17 protein-coding genes are annotated in these 15,765 nt (G+C 68.2%); 13 read left to right on the top strand and 4 right to left on the bottom strand.

The genetic code is table 11. The annotated features are described in order from the left end of the window. Positions 1-69 precede the first annotated feature (69 nt). The 7 genes from folP to F0357_RS02200 all read left to right on the top strand — a co-directional run bounded on the left by folP (position 70) and on the right by F0357_RS02200 (position 4,652). A complete protein-coding gene (folP, locus tag F0357_RS02230) occupies positions 70-921 on the top strand; it encodes a dihydropteroate synthase (protein ID WP_153478258.1) in 852 nt (283 codons plus the stop codon). Between the two features lie 12 nt (positions 922-933). Further along, positions 934-1,308, top strand: a complete 375-nt coding sequence (gene folB / locus F0357_RS02225; RefSeq protein WP_153478255.1) for a dihydroneopterin aldolase — start codon at positions 934-936, stop codon at positions 1,306-1,308. Further along, positions 1,305-1,808 (top strand): 2-amino-4-hydroxy-6-hydroxymethyldihydropteridine diphosphokinase, encoded by a 504-nt coding sequence (folK, locus tag F0357_RS02220; protein ID WP_312861418.1) that lies wholly within the window; start codon positions 1,305-1,307, stop codon positions 1,806-1,808. The genes folB and folK overlap by 4 nt, the downstream gene beginning before the upstream one ends. A 110-nt stretch (positions 1,809-1,918) precedes the next feature. After that, positions 1,919-2,215 (top strand): type II toxin-antitoxin system RelE/ParE family toxin, encoded by a 297-nt coding sequence (locus F0357_RS02215; protein ID WP_153478253.1) that lies wholly within the window; start codon positions 1,919-1,921, stop codon positions 2,213-2,215. Positions 2,216-2,224: 9 nt separating this feature from the next. Next, on the top strand, positions 2,225-2,533 hold the full coding sequence (locus F0357_RS02210; protein ID WP_153478251.1) for a HigA family addiction module antitoxin: 309 nt from the start codon (positions 2,225-2,227) through the stop codon (positions 2,531-2,533). Positions 2,534-2,587: 54 nt separating this feature from the next. Further along, the gene (locus F0357_RS02205; protein WP_246161304.1) at positions 2,588-4,048 is read left to right on the top strand and encodes a DUF6513 domain-containing protein; all 1,461 of its coding nucleotides are present in this window, start codon (positions 2,588-2,590) and stop codon (positions 4,046-4,048) included. 1 nt (position 4,049) lies between these two features. Then, positions 4,050-4,652 carry a DUF447 domain-containing protein gene (locus F0357_RS02200; protein WP_153478247.1) on the top strand — a complete coding sequence of 201 codons (603 nt, stop codon included), beginning with the start codon at positions 4,050-4,052 and terminating at the stop codon, positions 4,650-4,652. Between the two features lie 34 nt (positions 4,653-4,686). On the opposite strand, the gene F0357_RS02195 is transcribed toward F0357_RS02200, so the two are convergent. Beyond that, positions 4,687-5,187 carry a hypothetical protein gene (locus F0357_RS02195; RefSeq protein WP_153478245.1) on the bottom strand — a complete coding sequence of 167 codons (501 nt, stop codon included), beginning with the start codon at positions 5,185-5,187 and terminating at the stop codon, positions 4,687-4,689. A 112-nt stretch (positions 5,188-5,299) separates the two neighbouring features. Here F0357_RS02195 and F0357_RS02190 point away from each other — a divergent pair, with 112 nt between their 5' ends. Further along, the gene (locus F0357_RS02190) at positions 5,300-5,710 is read left to right on the top strand and encodes a MarR family winged helix-turn-helix transcriptional regulator (protein ID WP_153478243.1); all 411 of its coding nucleotides are present in this window, start codon (positions 5,300-5,302) and stop codon (positions 5,708-5,710) included. Between the two features lie 95 nt (positions 5,711-5,805). On the opposite strand, the gene bfr is transcribed toward F0357_RS02190, so the two are convergent. The 3 genes from bfr to F0357_RS02175 form a co-directional block, all read right to left on the bottom strand. Next, on the bottom strand, positions 5,806-6,291 hold the full coding sequence (gene bfr / locus F0357_RS02185; RefSeq protein ID WP_153478240.1) for a bacterioferritin: 486 nt from the start codon (positions 6,289-6,291) through the stop codon (positions 5,806-5,808). A 112-nt stretch (positions 6,292-6,403) separates the two neighbouring features. After that, positions 6,404-6,970, bottom strand: coding sequence for a (2Fe-2S)-binding protein (locus tag F0357_RS24040; RefSeq protein WP_208948176.1), 567 nt, complete (start codon positions 6,968-6,970; stop codon positions 6,404-6,406). Positions 6,971-7,545: 575 nt separating this feature from the next. Beyond that, a complete protein-coding gene (locus tag F0357_RS02175) occupies positions 7,546-9,861 on the bottom strand; it encodes a trimethylamine N-oxide demethylase (RefSeq protein WP_312861417.1) in 2,316 nt (771 codons plus the stop codon). A gap of 498 nt (positions 9,862-10,359) precedes the next feature. Here F0357_RS02175 and F0357_RS02170 point away from each other — a divergent pair, with 498 nt between their 5' ends. The 5 genes from F0357_RS02170 to glnT all read left to right on the top strand — a co-directional run bounded on the left by F0357_RS02170 (position 10,360) and on the right by glnT (position 15,625). Continuing rightward, complete coding sequence (locus F0357_RS02170) at positions 10,360-11,022, top strand: helix-turn-helix domain-containing protein (protein ID WP_153478239.1); 663 nt, start codon at positions 10,360-10,362, stop codon at positions 11,020-11,022. Positions 11,023-11,228: 206 nt separating this feature from the next. Then, a complete protein-coding gene (locus F0357_RS02165) occupies positions 11,229-12,128 on the top strand; it encodes a class II glutamine amidotransferase (RefSeq protein WP_153478238.1) in 900 nt (299 codons plus the stop codon). Next, positions 12,125-12,862 carry a GltB/FmdC/FwdC-like GXGXG domain-containing protein gene (locus F0357_RS02160; RefSeq protein ID WP_153478237.1) on the top strand — a complete coding sequence of 246 codons (738 nt, stop codon included), beginning with the start codon at positions 12,125-12,127 and terminating at the stop codon, positions 12,860-12,862. Before F0357_RS02165 ends, F0357_RS02160 begins: the two co-directional genes overlap by 4 nt. A 12-nt stretch (positions 12,863-12,874) precedes the next feature. Then, complete coding sequence (locus tag F0357_RS02155) at positions 12,875-14,212, top strand: FMN-binding glutamate synthase family protein (RefSeq protein ID WP_153478236.1); 1,338 nt, start codon at positions 12,875-12,877, stop codon at positions 14,210-14,212. 111 nt (positions 14,213-14,323) lie between these two features. Next, positions 14,324-15,625: a type III glutamate--ammonia ligase gene (gene glnT, locus F0357_RS02150; RefSeq protein ID WP_153478235.1), complete on the top strand. Its 1,302-nt coding sequence runs from the start codon at positions 14,324-14,326 to the stop codon at positions 15,623-15,625. The last annotated feature ends 140 nt before the right edge of the window (positions 15,626-15,765 follow it).

The raw sequence follows: 15,765 nt of genomic DNA, 5'->3' as shown, positions 1-15,765 counted from the left end.
ACATCGGACGGGGCGCGGCGTGCTATGGAGTGCGCTCCACGCCTCGCAACGGAAGCTCCCAACGCGCCCATGCCCACCACTCTCGATCTCGGCCGCGCCACCCACGTTCTCGGTTCGCGCACGCTCCTGATGGGCATCCTCAACGTGACGCCCGATTCCTTCTCCGACGGCGGCCGCCACAACGCGCTCGACGCCGCGCTCGACCGTGCCGTCTTGATGGTGGAGGAGGGGGCGGACCTCGTCGATGTCGGGGGCGAATCGACCCGTCCGGGCTCGACCGAGATCGACGCCGAGACGGAACTCTCCCGCGTCCTGCCGGTTCTCGAACGGCTCGGCGAGCGCATCGCCGTCCCGGTCTCGATCGACACCTACAAGGCCGCCGTCGCCGACCGTGCGCTTCAGGCCGGCGCCCATATCATCAACGATGTCTGGGGGCTCCAGCGCGATCCGGACATGGCGGCGGTGGCGGCGGCGCACGGCGCGCCGGTCATCGTCATGCACAATCGCCGCGAGGTCGATCCGGCGCTCGACATCGTCGACGAGGTTCGGAGTTTCTTCCTGCGCTCGCTCGTCATCGCCGAGAAGGCCGGCATTCGCGAGGACCGCATCGTCCTCGATCCCGGCATCGGCTTCGGCAAGACGCTGCCGCAGAACGTCGAACTGATCGCGCGGCTCGACGCGGTGCGGGCGATGGGGCTGCCGGTGCTGCTCGGCGCCTCGCGCAAGTCCCTGATCGGCGGGCTCACCGGCATCGCCGTCGGCGACCGTCTGCCGGGCACGATCGCGACCCACATGCTCGGGGTGGCGCGCGGCGCCGACATCCTGCGCGTTCACGACGTCGCGGCCCATGTGCAGGCCGTGAAGGTGACCGACGCCATCGTGCGGGCCGCGAAGCCGGCCGGCTGGCGCGGCGAAGGCTGAGGCGGACATCCGATGACGGACAAGATCACCATCACCAACATGGCCTTCTACGCCCACCACGGCGTGCTCGACGAGGAGGCCAAGCTCGGCCAGCGCTTCTATGTCGATCTCGTCGCCGAGCTCGACCTTTCGGCCGCCGGCGAGAGCGACGATTATTCGAAGGCCGTCTGCTACGGGCAGCTTTACGACGCTGTGGCGGCCGTCGTGCACGGGCCGCGCGCCCACCTCATCGAGGCGATCGCCGAGCGCTGCGCGCGGGCGGTGCTCGACGGCTTCCCGCCGGTCCAGGGGGCGATCGTCACCGTGCGCAAGCCGAGCGCGCCGATCGTCGGCAACCTCGACCATGTCTCGGTGACGGTGACGCGCCGGCGCGGAGCCGCCGCGTGAGCCTTTCCGACGACGGGACAACCCCGGTCCGGGCCGCGATCGGCCTCGGCTCCAACATCGGCGAGAAGATCGCGACGATCGATCGGGCCGTCGCGCTCCTCGACGCGGCAGAGGGCGTGCGCGTCGTCGCCCGCTCGGCCAATTATCGCACCGAGCCGTGGGGCTACCGCGACCAGGATTGGTTCGTGAACGCCTGTGTGCTGGTGGAGACGACCCTGTCGGCGCGGGCGCTTCTCGAGCTCTGCCTCGCCACGGAACAGGCGCTCGGCCGGCGGCGCGAGATCCGCTGGGGCCCGCGAACCATCGATCTCGACGTGCTGTTCTACGGCGACGCGCGGATCGAGGAGCCGGGCTTGAGCCTGCCGCATCCGCACATCCTCGAGCGCGCCTTCGTGCTCGCCCCGCTCGCGGAAATCGCGCCCGACGCGGTCGTCCACGGCGAGCGCATCGCCGACGCCCTCGCGCGGCTGGGGGCGGAGGGGGTGGAGCGGATGGCGTAGGAGATCCTCCGCAATCCACCTTACGGCAGTTCGCGGGTGACACGGTGCCACCTCAGCGATTGCGCGATGTACCGTGGAGTGGTACATAGGTACAGGTGGTGGGGGAAACCATGATCGTCGGCTTCCGGGACGAATGGCTTCGAACGTTCTTTCTCGATGATGTGAGTTGCCGGAAGATACCGCCGGAGATCGAGGATCGCCTGTTTCGCAAGCTCCAGATGATCGACGATGCGTTGAGCGATATGGATCTGCGAGCGCCACCCAGCAACCATTTCGAAAAGTTGCGCGGTCACTTGGACGGATTTCACTCAATCCGAGTGAATAGACGATGGAGATTGATCTTCCGATGGGATGGCGGTCTGGGCGAGGCGTCAGACCTCTACCTCGATGACCACTCGTATGGATGAGGCGACGCCATGCTGATGACTAAACGCAAGCCGGCCTCGGTCGGCGAGATTCTCACCGAGGAGTTCATGCAGCCGCTCGCGCTCACCCAGGCCGCCCTGGCGGAGGCCATGGGCGTGCCGCGCAAGCACGTGAACGAGCTCTGTAACGATCGCCGCGCCGTCACCGCCCCGACCGCGCTCATTCTGGCGCGCGTGTTCGGCAACAGCGCGGAGTTCTGGCTCAACGTGCAGCGCCGCTGCGATCTGTGGGAGGCGATGCATTCGCCCCATGAGCAGGCGCGCATCGAACGGGCGAAGCCCCTCCAGAGCGTCGCCTGAGCGTGGGATCGCCGGATCGCGCCATGCCCGATCGCGCCAATGCCGGATCACGCCATGGGTGAGCACGTCGTTCTCGTCACCGGCCACCTGGCGCGGCCGCGGCTCGAGCGGGTGATGGAGGCGATCGGCCGCGACGCGTTCGCCTGGTCGGTCGTCGATGTCGGCGTCAAGGTCGCGGCGCTGATGACCGAGGAGATCGTGCGCCGCCGGCTGAAGCTGCCGGAGGGCGCGACCAAGGTCGTGTTTCCCGGACGCGCGCGCGTCGATCTCGACCGTTTGTCGGAAGCTTTCGGCGTGCCGATGGTGCGCGGCCCGGAGGAGGTCGCCGATCTGCCGCGCTGGTTCGGCCGGGGCGGCGGGCCGCCGGATCTCAGCCGCTACGATCTCCGGCTGTTCGTCGAGATGGTCGATGCGCCGCGCATGTCGGTCGAGGCGATCGTGGCGCGGGCGCGGCGCGACCGGGCGGCGGGCGGCGACGTCGTCGATCTCGGCTGCCTTCCGGGCATGCCGTTTCCGCATTTGCAAGACGCCGTGGGGGCGCTCAAGGCGGAGGGCTTCACGGTCAGCGTCGATTCCGGCGATCCCGACGATCTCGTGCGCGGCGGTGAGGCGGGGGCGGATTATCTCCTGAGTCTCAGCGAGAAGACGCTGTGGGTGCTCGACAAGGTCGCCGCGGTGCCGATCCTCATCCCGGCCGAGCACGGCGATCTCGAGTCGCTCGCCCGGGCTGCCGACGCCGTCGCGGCGCGCGGCCGCGCTTTCCTGGCCGACCCGGTGCTCGATCCGATCCATTTCGGCTTCACGGCCTCCATCGAACGCTACGCCGCCTTCCGCCGGATGCGGCCCGATGCCGAGATGATGATCGGCACCGGCAACCTGACCGAGCTCACCGAGGCGGATACGACCGGCATCACGACGATCCTGCTCGGCATTGCTTCGGAACTCTCCATTCGCAACGCGCTCCTCGTCCAGGTGAGCCCACACACGCGGCGGACCGTCGAGGAGCACGACGCGGCCCGGCGGATGCTCTATGCCGCCAAGGCCGACGGCGCACTGCCGAAGGGCTACAGCGCCGCCCTGATGGCGCTGCACGACCGCGTGCCGTTTCCGAACACGCCCGAGGAGATCGCCGGCCTCGCCGCCCAGGTGCGCGACGCCAATTTCCGCATCGAGACCGCCGCCGACGGCATCCACATCTATAATCGCGACCTACACGCGGTCGTGACCGACCCGTTTGCGGTGTTCGAGGCCCTCAATGTGGGCGCTGACGGCGCTCACGCGTTCTATCTCGGCGCGGAACTCGCGCGGGCGGAGATCGCGTTCCGCCTGGGCAAGCGTTATGCCCAGGACGAGCCGCTCGATTGGGGAGTCGCCGCCGATCGCGAGACCGCCGATCCGACCCGCCTCAAGGATGCCGGCCACACGCTACGCGCGGTCGGCCGGGTGGGGCGGCGCGAGGCGGACGAGACGACGCCCGAACCGGCGCCCAAGGCTACCGACGACGGAGACGCCTGAGATGGCTTTCATTCTGGAGACCGTCGTCATCACGGTGGGCGCCGACGACGTGCCGCACATCGCCCCTTACGGCCTGATCGCCGACGGCGCCGGCTACATCCTCGCGCCGTTCCATCCCTCGCCCGCGATCGCCAATCTCACCGCCGTTCCGTTCGCGGTCGCCTCGGCGACCGACGATGTCCGCGTCATCGCCGGCTGCGTGACCGGGCGGCGGGACTGGGAGACGGTGCCGGCGGAAGAGGTGCCCGGCCGCCGCCTCGCCGACGCGCTCGCCCACATCGAACTCGCCGTCGAAGCCGTGGAGCACGACGAGGTGCGCCCGAAATACCGGCTGAAGGTGGTGCGCGAGGTCATGCATCGGCCCTGGCTCGGCTACAACCGCGCCCAGGCGGCGGTGCTCGAAGGTGCCATTCTCTCCACGCGTCTCGCCATGCTGCCGCGGGACAAGGTCGAGCGCGAGATGGCTTATCTGACGATCGCCATCGAGAAGACCGCCGGCCCGCGCGAGCAGGAAGCTTGGGCCTGGATCGCCGACCGCATCGCCCAGCACTATGCCGAGCCGCACACGGCGCTGGCGACCAAGGACGGCGAGGCTTCGCACTAGCTCTCGGCGGGCCGCCGGGTGGCGGCATCTCCGCTCAGGCTCGGGCCGGCTTCACCGAGGCCGGGAGGAAGGGCACGCGGCGGGCGATGCTCAGGACCAGGACCGCGAGAACCAAAGCGAGGTTGATCGCGCCGAAGATGTCCTCGCGCGGGCCGGTCGCATGAAGGGCCGCGAGCGCTTGGGTGTCGCCGCCTGCGAGAGCAGAGGCGAGCGCGAGCCGCTCGAGACCGAGCGGCCGCAGCACCGTCACGGCGTTGACGACGATGAGCGCGACCGCCGCGAGCTTGATCGCGAGCCAGGGGCGGATCAACGACCGGCCGCGTCCGAGGGCGACGAGGCCTATCCCCGAGAGCACGCACAGTGCCAGGCCGCCGAGAATGAGCGTCTGCGTCATCAGGCACTTCACCGCGAGCACGGTGCGGTAGGATGCGGCATCCTCGGCAGAGAAATGCGTGCCGAGAAGAATGTGACCGAAGATGCTGCCGACGAAAGCGCTGATCGCCAGCGTGTGGACGAGCTTCAGAAAGAGCCTCATGACGGACCTCCATGCCTTGCCTGCCGAGCCATGGAGAGCCTTATATAGGGTCCGATATGAAATTTAAATAGGGTCCGATATAAATATGCATGCACTGGATTCAGCCGGCTACATGACCAACTTCGCGGCGCGGCTCTTCGCGCAGGCGATCGCCCGCGAGCTCAGGCCGCTGGGGGTCAGTCCCGGTCAGTTGCCGGTGTTCTTCGCCTTGGCGGATGGTTCGGCCCTAAGCCAGAAGGCACTTGTTCAGGCGGCGGCCACCGAGCAGCCCTCGATGGCGGAGGCGCTGTCGCGGATGCAGAAGGACGGCTGGGTGCAGCGCGAGCCCGACCCTCAAGACGGGCGTAGCTTTCTCTATTCGCTGACGCCGGCGGCGCTCGAAAAGACCGATGCACTGTTAGAGGCCGTTCGGTCCGTCAACGCGACCGCAACCGCGGACCTCACGCAGGAGGAGTGCGCGGCCTATTTCTCGGCCCTCAACAAGATCGTCGGGGCGCTCAAAGCGAGTATAGCGGGGGCGTAGACGAGAGGCGCGCGGTCGGTTGGCCACAAACGAAAACGCCCGGCTTTTGCCGGGCGCGTGATCGATCAGCGGAGAGGGGGCGCGGCCCGGAGGGCTCAGCCCTGCTCGTTCGCCGGGGCGGCCTGGAGCTGGCCGTAATTCTGGATGCCGATCTGCTCGAGAAGCTGGAGCTGCGTCTCGATGAAATCGATGTGGCCTTCTTCGTCCTCGAGCAGGTCCTCGAAGAGGTCCATCGTGACGTAGTCGCCCTTGTCGCGGCAGAGCTCGCGAGCCTGCTTGTAGAGCGCGCGCGCCGAATATTCGGCAGCGAGGTCGCACTCCAGAACTTCCTTGATGTTCTGGCCGATCCGCAGCGAATCGAGGGTCTGAAGGTTCGGGTGGCCTTCGAGGAAGATGATGCGCGTTACCAGCTTGTCGGCGTGGTGCATCTCTTCGATCGATTCCTCGCGCTCCTTCTTGGCGAGCAGCGTGAAACCCCAATCGTCGAGCAGACGATAGTGCAGCCAATATTGGTTGATCGCGGCGAGCTCATGCTTCAACGCACGGTTGAGCATGTCCAAAACTTCCGCGTCGCCCTTCATCGCAATCTCCACTCTCTGCCCGGCTCGATGTCACCGTCAGACGCCCTGCAGTGTATATGTATTCCAATTCGTGACCGCAAGCCGGGATGGAGTTGCCGCCTGAGCCTAGATGTCACACCGCGCGGCGGCGCGCGGGCTGTTCGGCGTCGTCGGAACGCGCGTCCGCGCTCGCCTTGTCGGCATAGAGGTCGAGGCGGACGATCGTGGCGCCCTGGGGCGCGTCCTCGCGGTCGCGAGGCGATGCGGCGACCAAGGTCTCCGACACGGCGAAGACGGTCGCCTCGTCCGTGACGAGGGTCACGCTGTCCTCGACCGTGACGAGGACCGAGTCGCCGTCCGCGACGGCCGCGATCTCGGTCTCGACGATCGCCGTGAGCGTGATCTCGTGCGGGGCGGCGTGCGGATGCACTTCATGGTGTCCGTGTGCCACGGCGTCGTGGCAATGGCCGCCGCAGCAGGCCTCCGGCTGCGGCGCCGGGGCGAGCTCCGGCAGGCCGGCGGTCGCCTTGTGGATCACCTCGATCACGAGCGGGAAGCAGCCGCCGCATTGCGGCCGGCAGCCGAGCGTGCGGAACACGGCACCCGGCGTGATGATTCCGCGACCGGGCGCGGCGGCGACTTCCACGGCGGCCTCGGCGAGGGCCTCGCTGGACAGCCGGTTACACGAACACACCATCATGTGGGGAGCGCGTCCTTCGGGGGCGGCGTTTTCCGCCGCACGTCCATTCGTCCTGCCGGCCCGAGAGCCGGCGTCTCTCGCATGCCAAACGATCGCGGCCGGATCAGGGCGTCGTTTGCAAGCGCTAAGGAGAATTATTCGCAAAAACGCGCCGACGCGCAAGAGGGCAGCGGACGAAGGGCAGCGTGTCGCGGGGCAGGGGGCGTTGCGCGGATGCCGCGGGTTCGAGAGCGGGGCCAGGAGCAACGGGCTCGAGCAACTGCCTCCCCGTGCAACGGGCGTGGGAAGGACCGGCTAGCGAGGGCGCCTGTGGTGGCCTTTTGGGAGTGCACAGCACCACCTCTCCTTCTCCCCGCTGGCGGGGAGAAGGTGGCCCAGTAGGGCCGGATGAGGGGCGCGGGGAGCGCCCCAACTGACCTTCTAAGTCTCTACAATGGCCGTGAATACCCCCCTCATCCACCCCTTCGGGGCACCTTCTCCCCGACGGGGAGAAGGGAGTCGGAGCGGAATGTGGGAGCCCTCATGACGGAAAGTCCGGCGCGGGCTCGGCTCCGGGCCTCCGTGTTACCGCGCCCTCAGCCCCTGACGCGCGTCTTCTCCGGGTCGAAATGGGGGAAGCGGACGATGGTGGCCGCGAACCGCTTCTGGTGGCCGTCGAGCCGGCCGACTTCGACCGCCGTGCCGATCTCGCTCGACGTGACGTCGACGCGGGCGAGGGCGATCGTCTTCTTCAGGATCGGCGAGCGGACCGCGCTCGTCACCTGTCCAACTTGGGGACGGCCGACGAACACCGGATCGCCGTGGCCGACCGCCTCGTTGGTCTCGATCTCCAGGCCGACGAGCTTGCGGTGCGGGTTGGTGCGGCGGCGCGCGAGGGCGTCGCGGCCGACATAATCGTCGGTCTTGTCGGCGGGCACCGTGAAGCCGATGCCGGCCTCGAACGGGTCGGTCTGATCGCAGAAATCGAAGCCCGCGAAGACGAGGCCGGATTCGATGCGCACCATGTCGAGCGCGCCGAGGCCGAACGGGGTCAGCCCGTGCGGTTCGCCCGCCGCCCACACGCTGTCCCAGACGACGAGGGCGTGGTCGGGATGGCAGAAGATCTCGTAGCCGATCTCGCCGGTATAGCCGGTGCGCGAGACGACGACCGGCACGCCGTCACCGTCGCCGATGCGGCCGACCAGGAAGCGGAACCATTTGAGCTCGGCGAGGGTCGGCTGCGACGCGGGAGTCCGGACGATGTCCTTGAGGATCTCGCGGCTCTTCGGTCCCTGCACGGCGATGTTGTGGAGTTGGTCCGTCGAGGACTTCACCCAGGCCTTGAGCCCGTGCTTGGCGGCGAGGTCGCGCAGCCACGGCCCGCAATAATCGTTGCCGCAGACGAGACGGAAATTGTTCGGGCCCAGGCGGAACACCGTGCCGTCGTCGAGCATGCCGCCGTGGTCGTAGCAGAGCGCGGTGTAGGTGACTTGGCCGACAGCGATCTTGCGCACGTCGCGCGTGATCGCCCGCTGCATCAGCGCCTCGGCGTCGGGGCCGATCACCTCGAACTTGCGCAGGGCCGAGAGGTCCATGATCGCGGCGCGTTCGCGGCAGGCCCAATATTCCGAGATCGGATCGGAGGTCGCGAAGCAATGCGGCAGCCAGAAGCCGTTCATCTCGACGAACGAGCGCGACAGCGCCGCCGTGCGCGGGTGGAAGCCGGATTCGCGCGTCATCCTCGGTTCGGCGTCGGGCGTCATGCGGTGGGCGATCCCTTTGGGAAAATTACAGCTCTTGTCGTAGACGCGCAGGTGGATGTCGGTCGGCTCCCAGGCGTTCGCCGGGTCGATGTCGTCGGCGCAGGACGACGAGGCGCAGACGAGGTCGGTGAGCGCGCGCACGAGCACATAATCGCCGGGGCGCGACCACGGCTCGTCGGAGACGATCGCACCGTGGGCGTCGACCGCGGTGTTGTAGAAGAAGTTGATCGCCGGCCAGCCCTTGCGCGCCGCGATGCCGAACGGTTCCAGCGCCTTGTTGAAATTGTCCGAGCAGTTGGCGTGGCCGGGATAGCCCAGGTCTTCGTAATATTTCGCCGTGCAGGCGAGCATGAAGGTGTCGTGGCGGCCGACGGTGTCCTGCACCACCTCGACGAGGGGCCGCATGCGGGCGTCGAAATATTTGGCGTGGAGGCCGGGGCCGGGCGTCGCGGTGCCGACCAGGGTGCGCGTCGTCGTCGGGTCGAGGCCGTATTCCTCGCCGGCCGCGAGCGCCGCCGCATCGAAGGCGAGGAAGTCGGAGCACTGCTTGCCGTCGACGTCGATGATCTGGATGTAGTCCCCGGCGGCGACCCGGTAGGCGGTTGCGGTCGCGGCGGGGATGCGGACGTCGAGCTTCGGCGTCGCGAGCGGCGGCGGGGCCTCGCCGCCGAGGGGAGCCACCGTCTCGATCTCGATGTGCAGATCCGTCGGCGGGGTCTGGGCCTCCGGCGCCATGGCGAGGCCCGGAGCGAGGACGATGAGGCGGGCGTCCGCCGTCGCCGTGAAGTGGACCGCGCCGCCGGCGGCGCCGGTGCCGTCGAACAGCGTAGCGACGGCGACGTCCGCCGCCGGATCGATCCGCTCGGTCGCGCAGAAGGCGCGGGCCGTCGCGGTCTCAGCCGCCTCGGCGAGCAGGGTCGCGAGGGGTCGGCGGTCCCATGTAACGGGCGCATCGAGTGCGACGGTGCCGGGACCGTCTGCCGCGAGCACCGCGAGGTGGGCCGGCTGAAGGCCCTCGGGATCGGTGATCGTGACGCGGTCGCCGGGGCTCAGTCGGATCGGCAGCGCGCTGCCGCCGCGCACGACGAGCCGCCGCGCGCGAGAGGGCGCCGGCCGGGCGGCCGGTTCGGCCGCAAGGTGGAGGTTCACGCCACGCTCCTTCGAAAGTGCGGGGTCGCGACGGTCCCGTCGGCGTTCCCCGCTTGCGTTTGTTATTCTTCGCAGGAAAATATCTTCACTCAGGGCGGGCGTGGGCGCAAGAGTGATTGGCGGGGGAGTTTGGCGGTTGGGTCTCGTCCGGCCGCGGACCCCACCCCGGCGCTGCGCGCCACCCCTCCCCCTGGCAGGGGAGGGGTTTAGGCGGCTGCTTCGTAGAAGCCGCCGTGATTAGGGAACGATTGGGTGCCTCAAAAACGGCAGCGAGTCCCTCCCTTGCCAGGAGGAGGGACAGGCCGCCGGCGGCGGACAGGGTGGGGCCGGCCCGGCATCGGCCGCCGCCGCGCTTGGTCCGCCCCTTGCAACGGAGCCCGTCTCCGACCGACAAAGAGTTGACAGGCACCGACGGAAAGGCGTCGAACGCCAAACACTTCGACATGAAGGACCGGCGCCCCGAACCGACACCGAGGGCGCGAGAAGGGAGAGCCGAGCTTGGCGGAGACACGGAAGAAGGCCGCGGCTGCCGAACCGGCGCCCCCGGAGGATTATCGCACCGGTTCGAACGCGCCCGACACGGCCGGCCGCACGCTGGAGCAGGCCCTCGGTGTCCAGATCCGCACCATCCGCCGGCAATATGATCTCACCGTTTCCGATCTCGCCAACGCGGCGGGGATTTCGGTCGGCATGCTGTCGAAGATCGAGAACGGGCTGATTTCGCCGTCGCTCTCCACGCTGCAGGCGATCACCACCGCGCTCAACGTGCCGATCTCCTCGCTGTTCTCCACCTTCGAGGAGAACCGCGACTGCTCCTATGTGCGCGCCGGGCAGGGCGTCACCATCGAGCGGCGCGGCACCAAGGCCGGCCATCAATATCAGTTGCTCGGCCACGCCCTCGGCGGCGATCTGGTGATGGAGCCCTATCTCATCACGCTCAGCGAAGAGGCGGTGCCCTATACGGGATTCCAGCACGCCGGCATCGAATACATCTACATGCTGAGCGGCGAGGTCCTCTATCGCCACGCCGACCGCACCTATCACCTTCGGCCGGGCGATTCCCTCCTGTTCGATTCCCGTGCCACCCACGGGCCGGAGGAACTCCTGGTGCGCCCGATGACCTATCTCTCGATCATCGTCTACGCCCGCGATCCGCAGTGATGCGCTGTCCGTGAGGGCGGGGTATTTTTCGTGAGACGAAAATTTTATTCGCAGCGGTTGACGATCGGCGCGTCCGCCTTTAGGACATGAGGAACGGCCGGCGCGACCTTCCGGCGGTGACTTTCAGACGATCCGATCAGTGAAGATCCTGGCCCGCGACGGGCCGGACGACGGCCGGCCTGTGCGCCGGCGGGGAGAGTGCGCCCATGTGCGGCATCGTGGGACTGTTTCTCAAGGACGAGGCGCTCGCGCCCGAGCTCGGGTCGATGCTGTCGACCATGCTCGGCGTGATGTGCGACCGCGGGCCGGATTCGGCCGGCTTCGCGGTGTACGGCAACCGCCAGGACGGCCGCCTGAAGCTGACGCTGCGCGGACCCGAGGGCACCGATTTCGCCGCGCTCGCGAAGACGCTCGAGGTCGCCGCCGGCGGGCCGGTGGCGGTCGCGCCGCGGGCGACCCACGCGGTGATCGCCATTCCCGCCGATCGCGAGGAGGCCGTGCGCGCCGCGCTCGCCGCCGCCGCGCCGCACATCGCGGTGGTTGGCGCCGGCACCCGCATGGAGCTCTACAAGGAGGTCGGGCTGCCGAGCGAGGTCGCCCGCCGCTTCCATCTCGAGACCATGACCGGCAGCCACGGCATCGGCCACACCCGCATGGCGACCGAGAGCGCCGTGACGACCGACGGCGCCCACCCGTTCTCGACCGGCATCGACCAGTGCCTCGTCCACAACGGCTCGCTGTCGAACCACCGCACGATCCGCCGCCGGCTCGAGAAGGAAGGCATTCCGGTCGCGACCGACAACGATTCCGAGGTCGCCGCCGCCTACCTGACGTACCGGATGGGCGAGGGCGCGAGCCTCGGCCAGGCCCTCGAGGCTTCGCTGAAGGATCTCGACGGCTTCTACACCTTCGTCGTCGGCACCGAATCCGGCTTCGGCGTGCTGCGCGATCCGATCGCCTGCAAGCCCGCCGTCATGGCCGAGACCGACCGCTATGTCGCGTTCGGCTCCGAATATCGCGCGCTCGTCGACCTGCCGGGCATCGAGGATGCCAAGGTCTGGGAGCCGGAGCCCGCCAAGGTCTATTTCTGGGATCGCGCGGCATGAACGTCCGCTCTGAAGCTTTGAAGGTCGCCCCGAGCGTGCTCACCACTCATCTGATCGATCTCGCCTCCGCGAGCGTGCGTGACCTCAACACCGCGCTCCACGCCCTCAAGCACGACACCAACGAAACCGCATGGCGGGTCATCCATCCCCGCGGTCGCCATGCGGTGGCGGTCGGCATCGATGCTCCGATCTCCGTCGAGATCGACGGCAACGTCGGCTACTATTGCGGCGGCATGAACAAACTCGCGACCGTTCTCGTGAACGGCAATGCGGGCGTCGGCGTCGCCGAGAACATCATGTCCGGCTTCGTCCACGTGAAGGGCGACGCCAGTCAGGCCGCCGGTGCCACCGGCTGCGGCGGCTTCCTCCTCATCGACGGCAACGCCTCGGCGCGCTGCGGCATCTCGATGAAGGGCGTCGACATCGTCGTGAAGGGCTCGGTCGGCCACATGTCGGCCTTCATGGCCCAGGCCGGTACGCTGACCGTGCTCGGCGACGCGGGCGAAAGCCTCGGCGACTCGATCTACGAGGCCCGGCTCTATGTCCGCGGCAGCGTGACGAGCCTCGGTGCGGACTGCATCGAGAAGGAGATGCGCGACGAGCACAAGGCGCAGCTTCACGAGAAGCTCGCGGCGGCCGGCCTCGCCGGTGAAGTCGATGTCTCCGACTTCAAGCGCTACGGCTCGGCCCGCACGCTCTACCATTTCCACGTCGACAATGTTTCGAGCTATTGAGGCGCCTGCGCGATGAATGACGTCCCGAAGATACCGCGCACGGTCCCCCGCAAGTCGGCGACCTTCGACGATTATACGCTGTCGGAAATCCGGCGCGCCGCCGCGACCGGCATCTACGACATCCGCGGCGGCGGGGCGAAGCGCAAGCTGCCGCACTTCGACGACCTCCTGTTCCTCGGCGCCTCGATCAGCCGCTATCCGCTCGAAGGCTATCGCGAGCGCTGCGGCACCGAGGTGGTGCTCGGCACGCGGTTCGCGAAGAAGCCGATCCACCTCAAGATCCCGATCACCATCGCCGGCATGAGCTTCGGCTCGCTGTCGGGTCCGGCCAAGGAAGCGCTCGGCCGCGGCGCCTCGGCGATGGGCACCTCGACGACCACCGGCGACGGCGGCATGACGCCGGAGGAGCGCGGTCATTCGAGCCTCCTCGTCTATCAATATCTGCCGTCGCGCTACGGCATGAACCCGGACGACCTGCGCAAGGCCGACGCCATCGAAGTGGTGGTCGGGCAGGGCGCCAAGCCCGGCGGCGGCGGCATGCTGCTCGGGCAGAAGATCTCGCCGCGCGTCGCCAAGATGCGCACGCTCCCCGAAGGCATCGACCAGCGCTCGGCCTGCCGGCATCCCGACTGGACCGGCCCGGACGACCTCGAGATCAAGATCGAGGAGCTGCGCGAGATCACAGATTGGGAGAAGCCGATCTATGTGAAGGTCGGTGCCGCGCGGCCCTATTACGACACCGCGCTCGCGGTGAAGTCGGGCGCCGACGTCGTCGTGGTCGACGGCATGCAGGGCGGCACCGCGGCGACCCAGGAGGTCTTCATCGAGAATGTCGGTCTTCCGACGCTCGCTGCCGTCCGCCAGTGCGTCCAGGCGCTCCAGGACCTCGACATGCACCGCAAGGTGCAGCTCATCGTCTCGGGCGGTATCCGCAACGGGGCCGACGTGGCGAAGGCGCTTGCGCTCGGCGCCGACGCGGTGTCGATCGGCACCGCCGCCTTGGTCGCGCTCGGCGACAACGATCCGCATTACGAGGCGGAATATGAGGCGCTCGGCACCGTCGCCGGGGCCTACGACGATTGGCACGAGGGCCGCGATCCGGCCGGCATCACGACCCAGGACCCCGAGCTCATGAAGCGGCTCGATCCGGTGCTGGCCGGCCGGCGGCTCGCCAACTATCTCGCCGTGATGACGCTCGAGGCCCAGACCATCGCGCGCGCCTGCGGCAAGAGCCACGTGCACAATCTCGAGCCGGAAGACCTCGTGGCGCTGACCATCGAGGCCGCCGCGATGGCCCGGGTGCCGCTCGCCGGCACCGACTGGATCCCGGGGCTCACCAAGGGTCTCTGATGACGGAGCGCCGCCGCCTCGACCCGGCGGCGCTCTCACTTCACGAAAGCCGCCTTCCGCTCGGGGAGGGTGGCCATTTGGCGAGTCCGAAAACGGGCCGCGAGGGGAACGATGGCGATTGATCTGGTGAAGGCCGCCAAGGATGGCGGCATCAAATATTTCCTCATCTCCTATACCGACCTGTTCGGCGCCCAGCGCGCCAAGCTGGTGCCGGCCGCCGCGATCGGCGAGATGGCGAAGGCGGGCGCCGGCTTCGCCGGGTTCGCCACGTGGCTCGACATGAGCCCCGCCGATTCCGACCTGTTCGCCGTGCCGGATCCCGACAGCCTGATCCAGCTTCCCTGGAAGCCGGAAGTCGGTTGGCTCGCCGCCGATCTCTGGATGGACGGCAAGGAGGTCGAGCACGCTCCGCGCAACACGCTCAAGCGTCTCGTCGGCAAGGCGGCGAAGCAGGGCTACGAGCTGAAATCCGGCGTCGAGTGCGAGTTCTTCCTGACGACTCGTGACGGCACGCTCATCAGTGACGACGCCGACACCCAGGAGAAGCCCTGCTACGACCAGATGGCCTTGATGCGTCGCTACGACGTCATCACCGAGATCTGCGACGCGATGCTCGGCCTCGGCTGGCGGCCCTATCAGAACGACCACGAGGACGCCAACGGCCAGTTCGAGATGAACTGGCACTACGACACGGCGCTGCTCACCGCCGACCGCCATGCCTTCTTCAAGTACATGGTGAAGTCGATCGCCGAGAAGCACGGACTTCGCGCGACCTTCATGCCGAAGCCGTTCATGAACCTGACCGGCAGCGGCTGCCACGCCCACGTCTCGCTGTGGAAGGGCAAGACCAACCTGTTCGAGGACGACAAGGGCGAGCTCGGCGTCTCGGCGCTCGGCTACAACTTCATCGGCGGCCTCATCCACAACGCCGCCGCGATCTGCGCGCTGACCAACCCGACGGTCAATTCCTACAAGCGCATCAACGCGCCGCGGACGCTCTCCGGCGCGACCTGGTCGCCGAATTCGATCACCTACACCGGCAACAACCGCACCCACATGATCCGCATTCCGGAAGGCGGGCGGTTCGAGTTCCGGCTCGGCGACGGCGCGGCGAACCCCTATCTGCTGCAGGCGGCGCTGCTCGCCGCCGGCCTCGACGGCATCGCCGAGAAGCGCGATCCCGGCAAGCGCCTCGACATCAACATGTACACGGAAGGCCACAAGGTGCGCGGCGCCAAGCTGTTACCCTTGAACCTGCTCGATGCGCTGCGCGCCTTCGAGAAGTCGCCGATCCTCGCCGACGCGTTCGGGGCGGAGTTCGTCACCGCCTATTCGAAGCTGAAGCACCAGGAATGGAACGCCTACGCCCGCCACCTGACCCAGTGGGAGCGCGACAACACGCTCGATTGCTGAGGCGCGGCGGGCGAGAGGTATCGGGAAGAGGGTAGGGGGAGGTCGTGCCCGGCCGCGACCCCACCCCGGCGCTGCGCGCCACCCCTCCCCCTGGCAGGGGAGGGTCAAGGCGGTGGGGCCCGGTCTTGCGAGGCGGGACG

This window comes from Segnochrobactrum spirostomi (genome assembly GCF_009600605.1).
GTDB lineage: Bacteria > Pseudomonadota > Alphaproteobacteria > Rhizobiales > Segnochrobactraceae > Segnochrobactrum > Segnochrobactrum spirostomi.
This window is presented reverse-complemented; position numbering and strand designations above follow the sequence as displayed.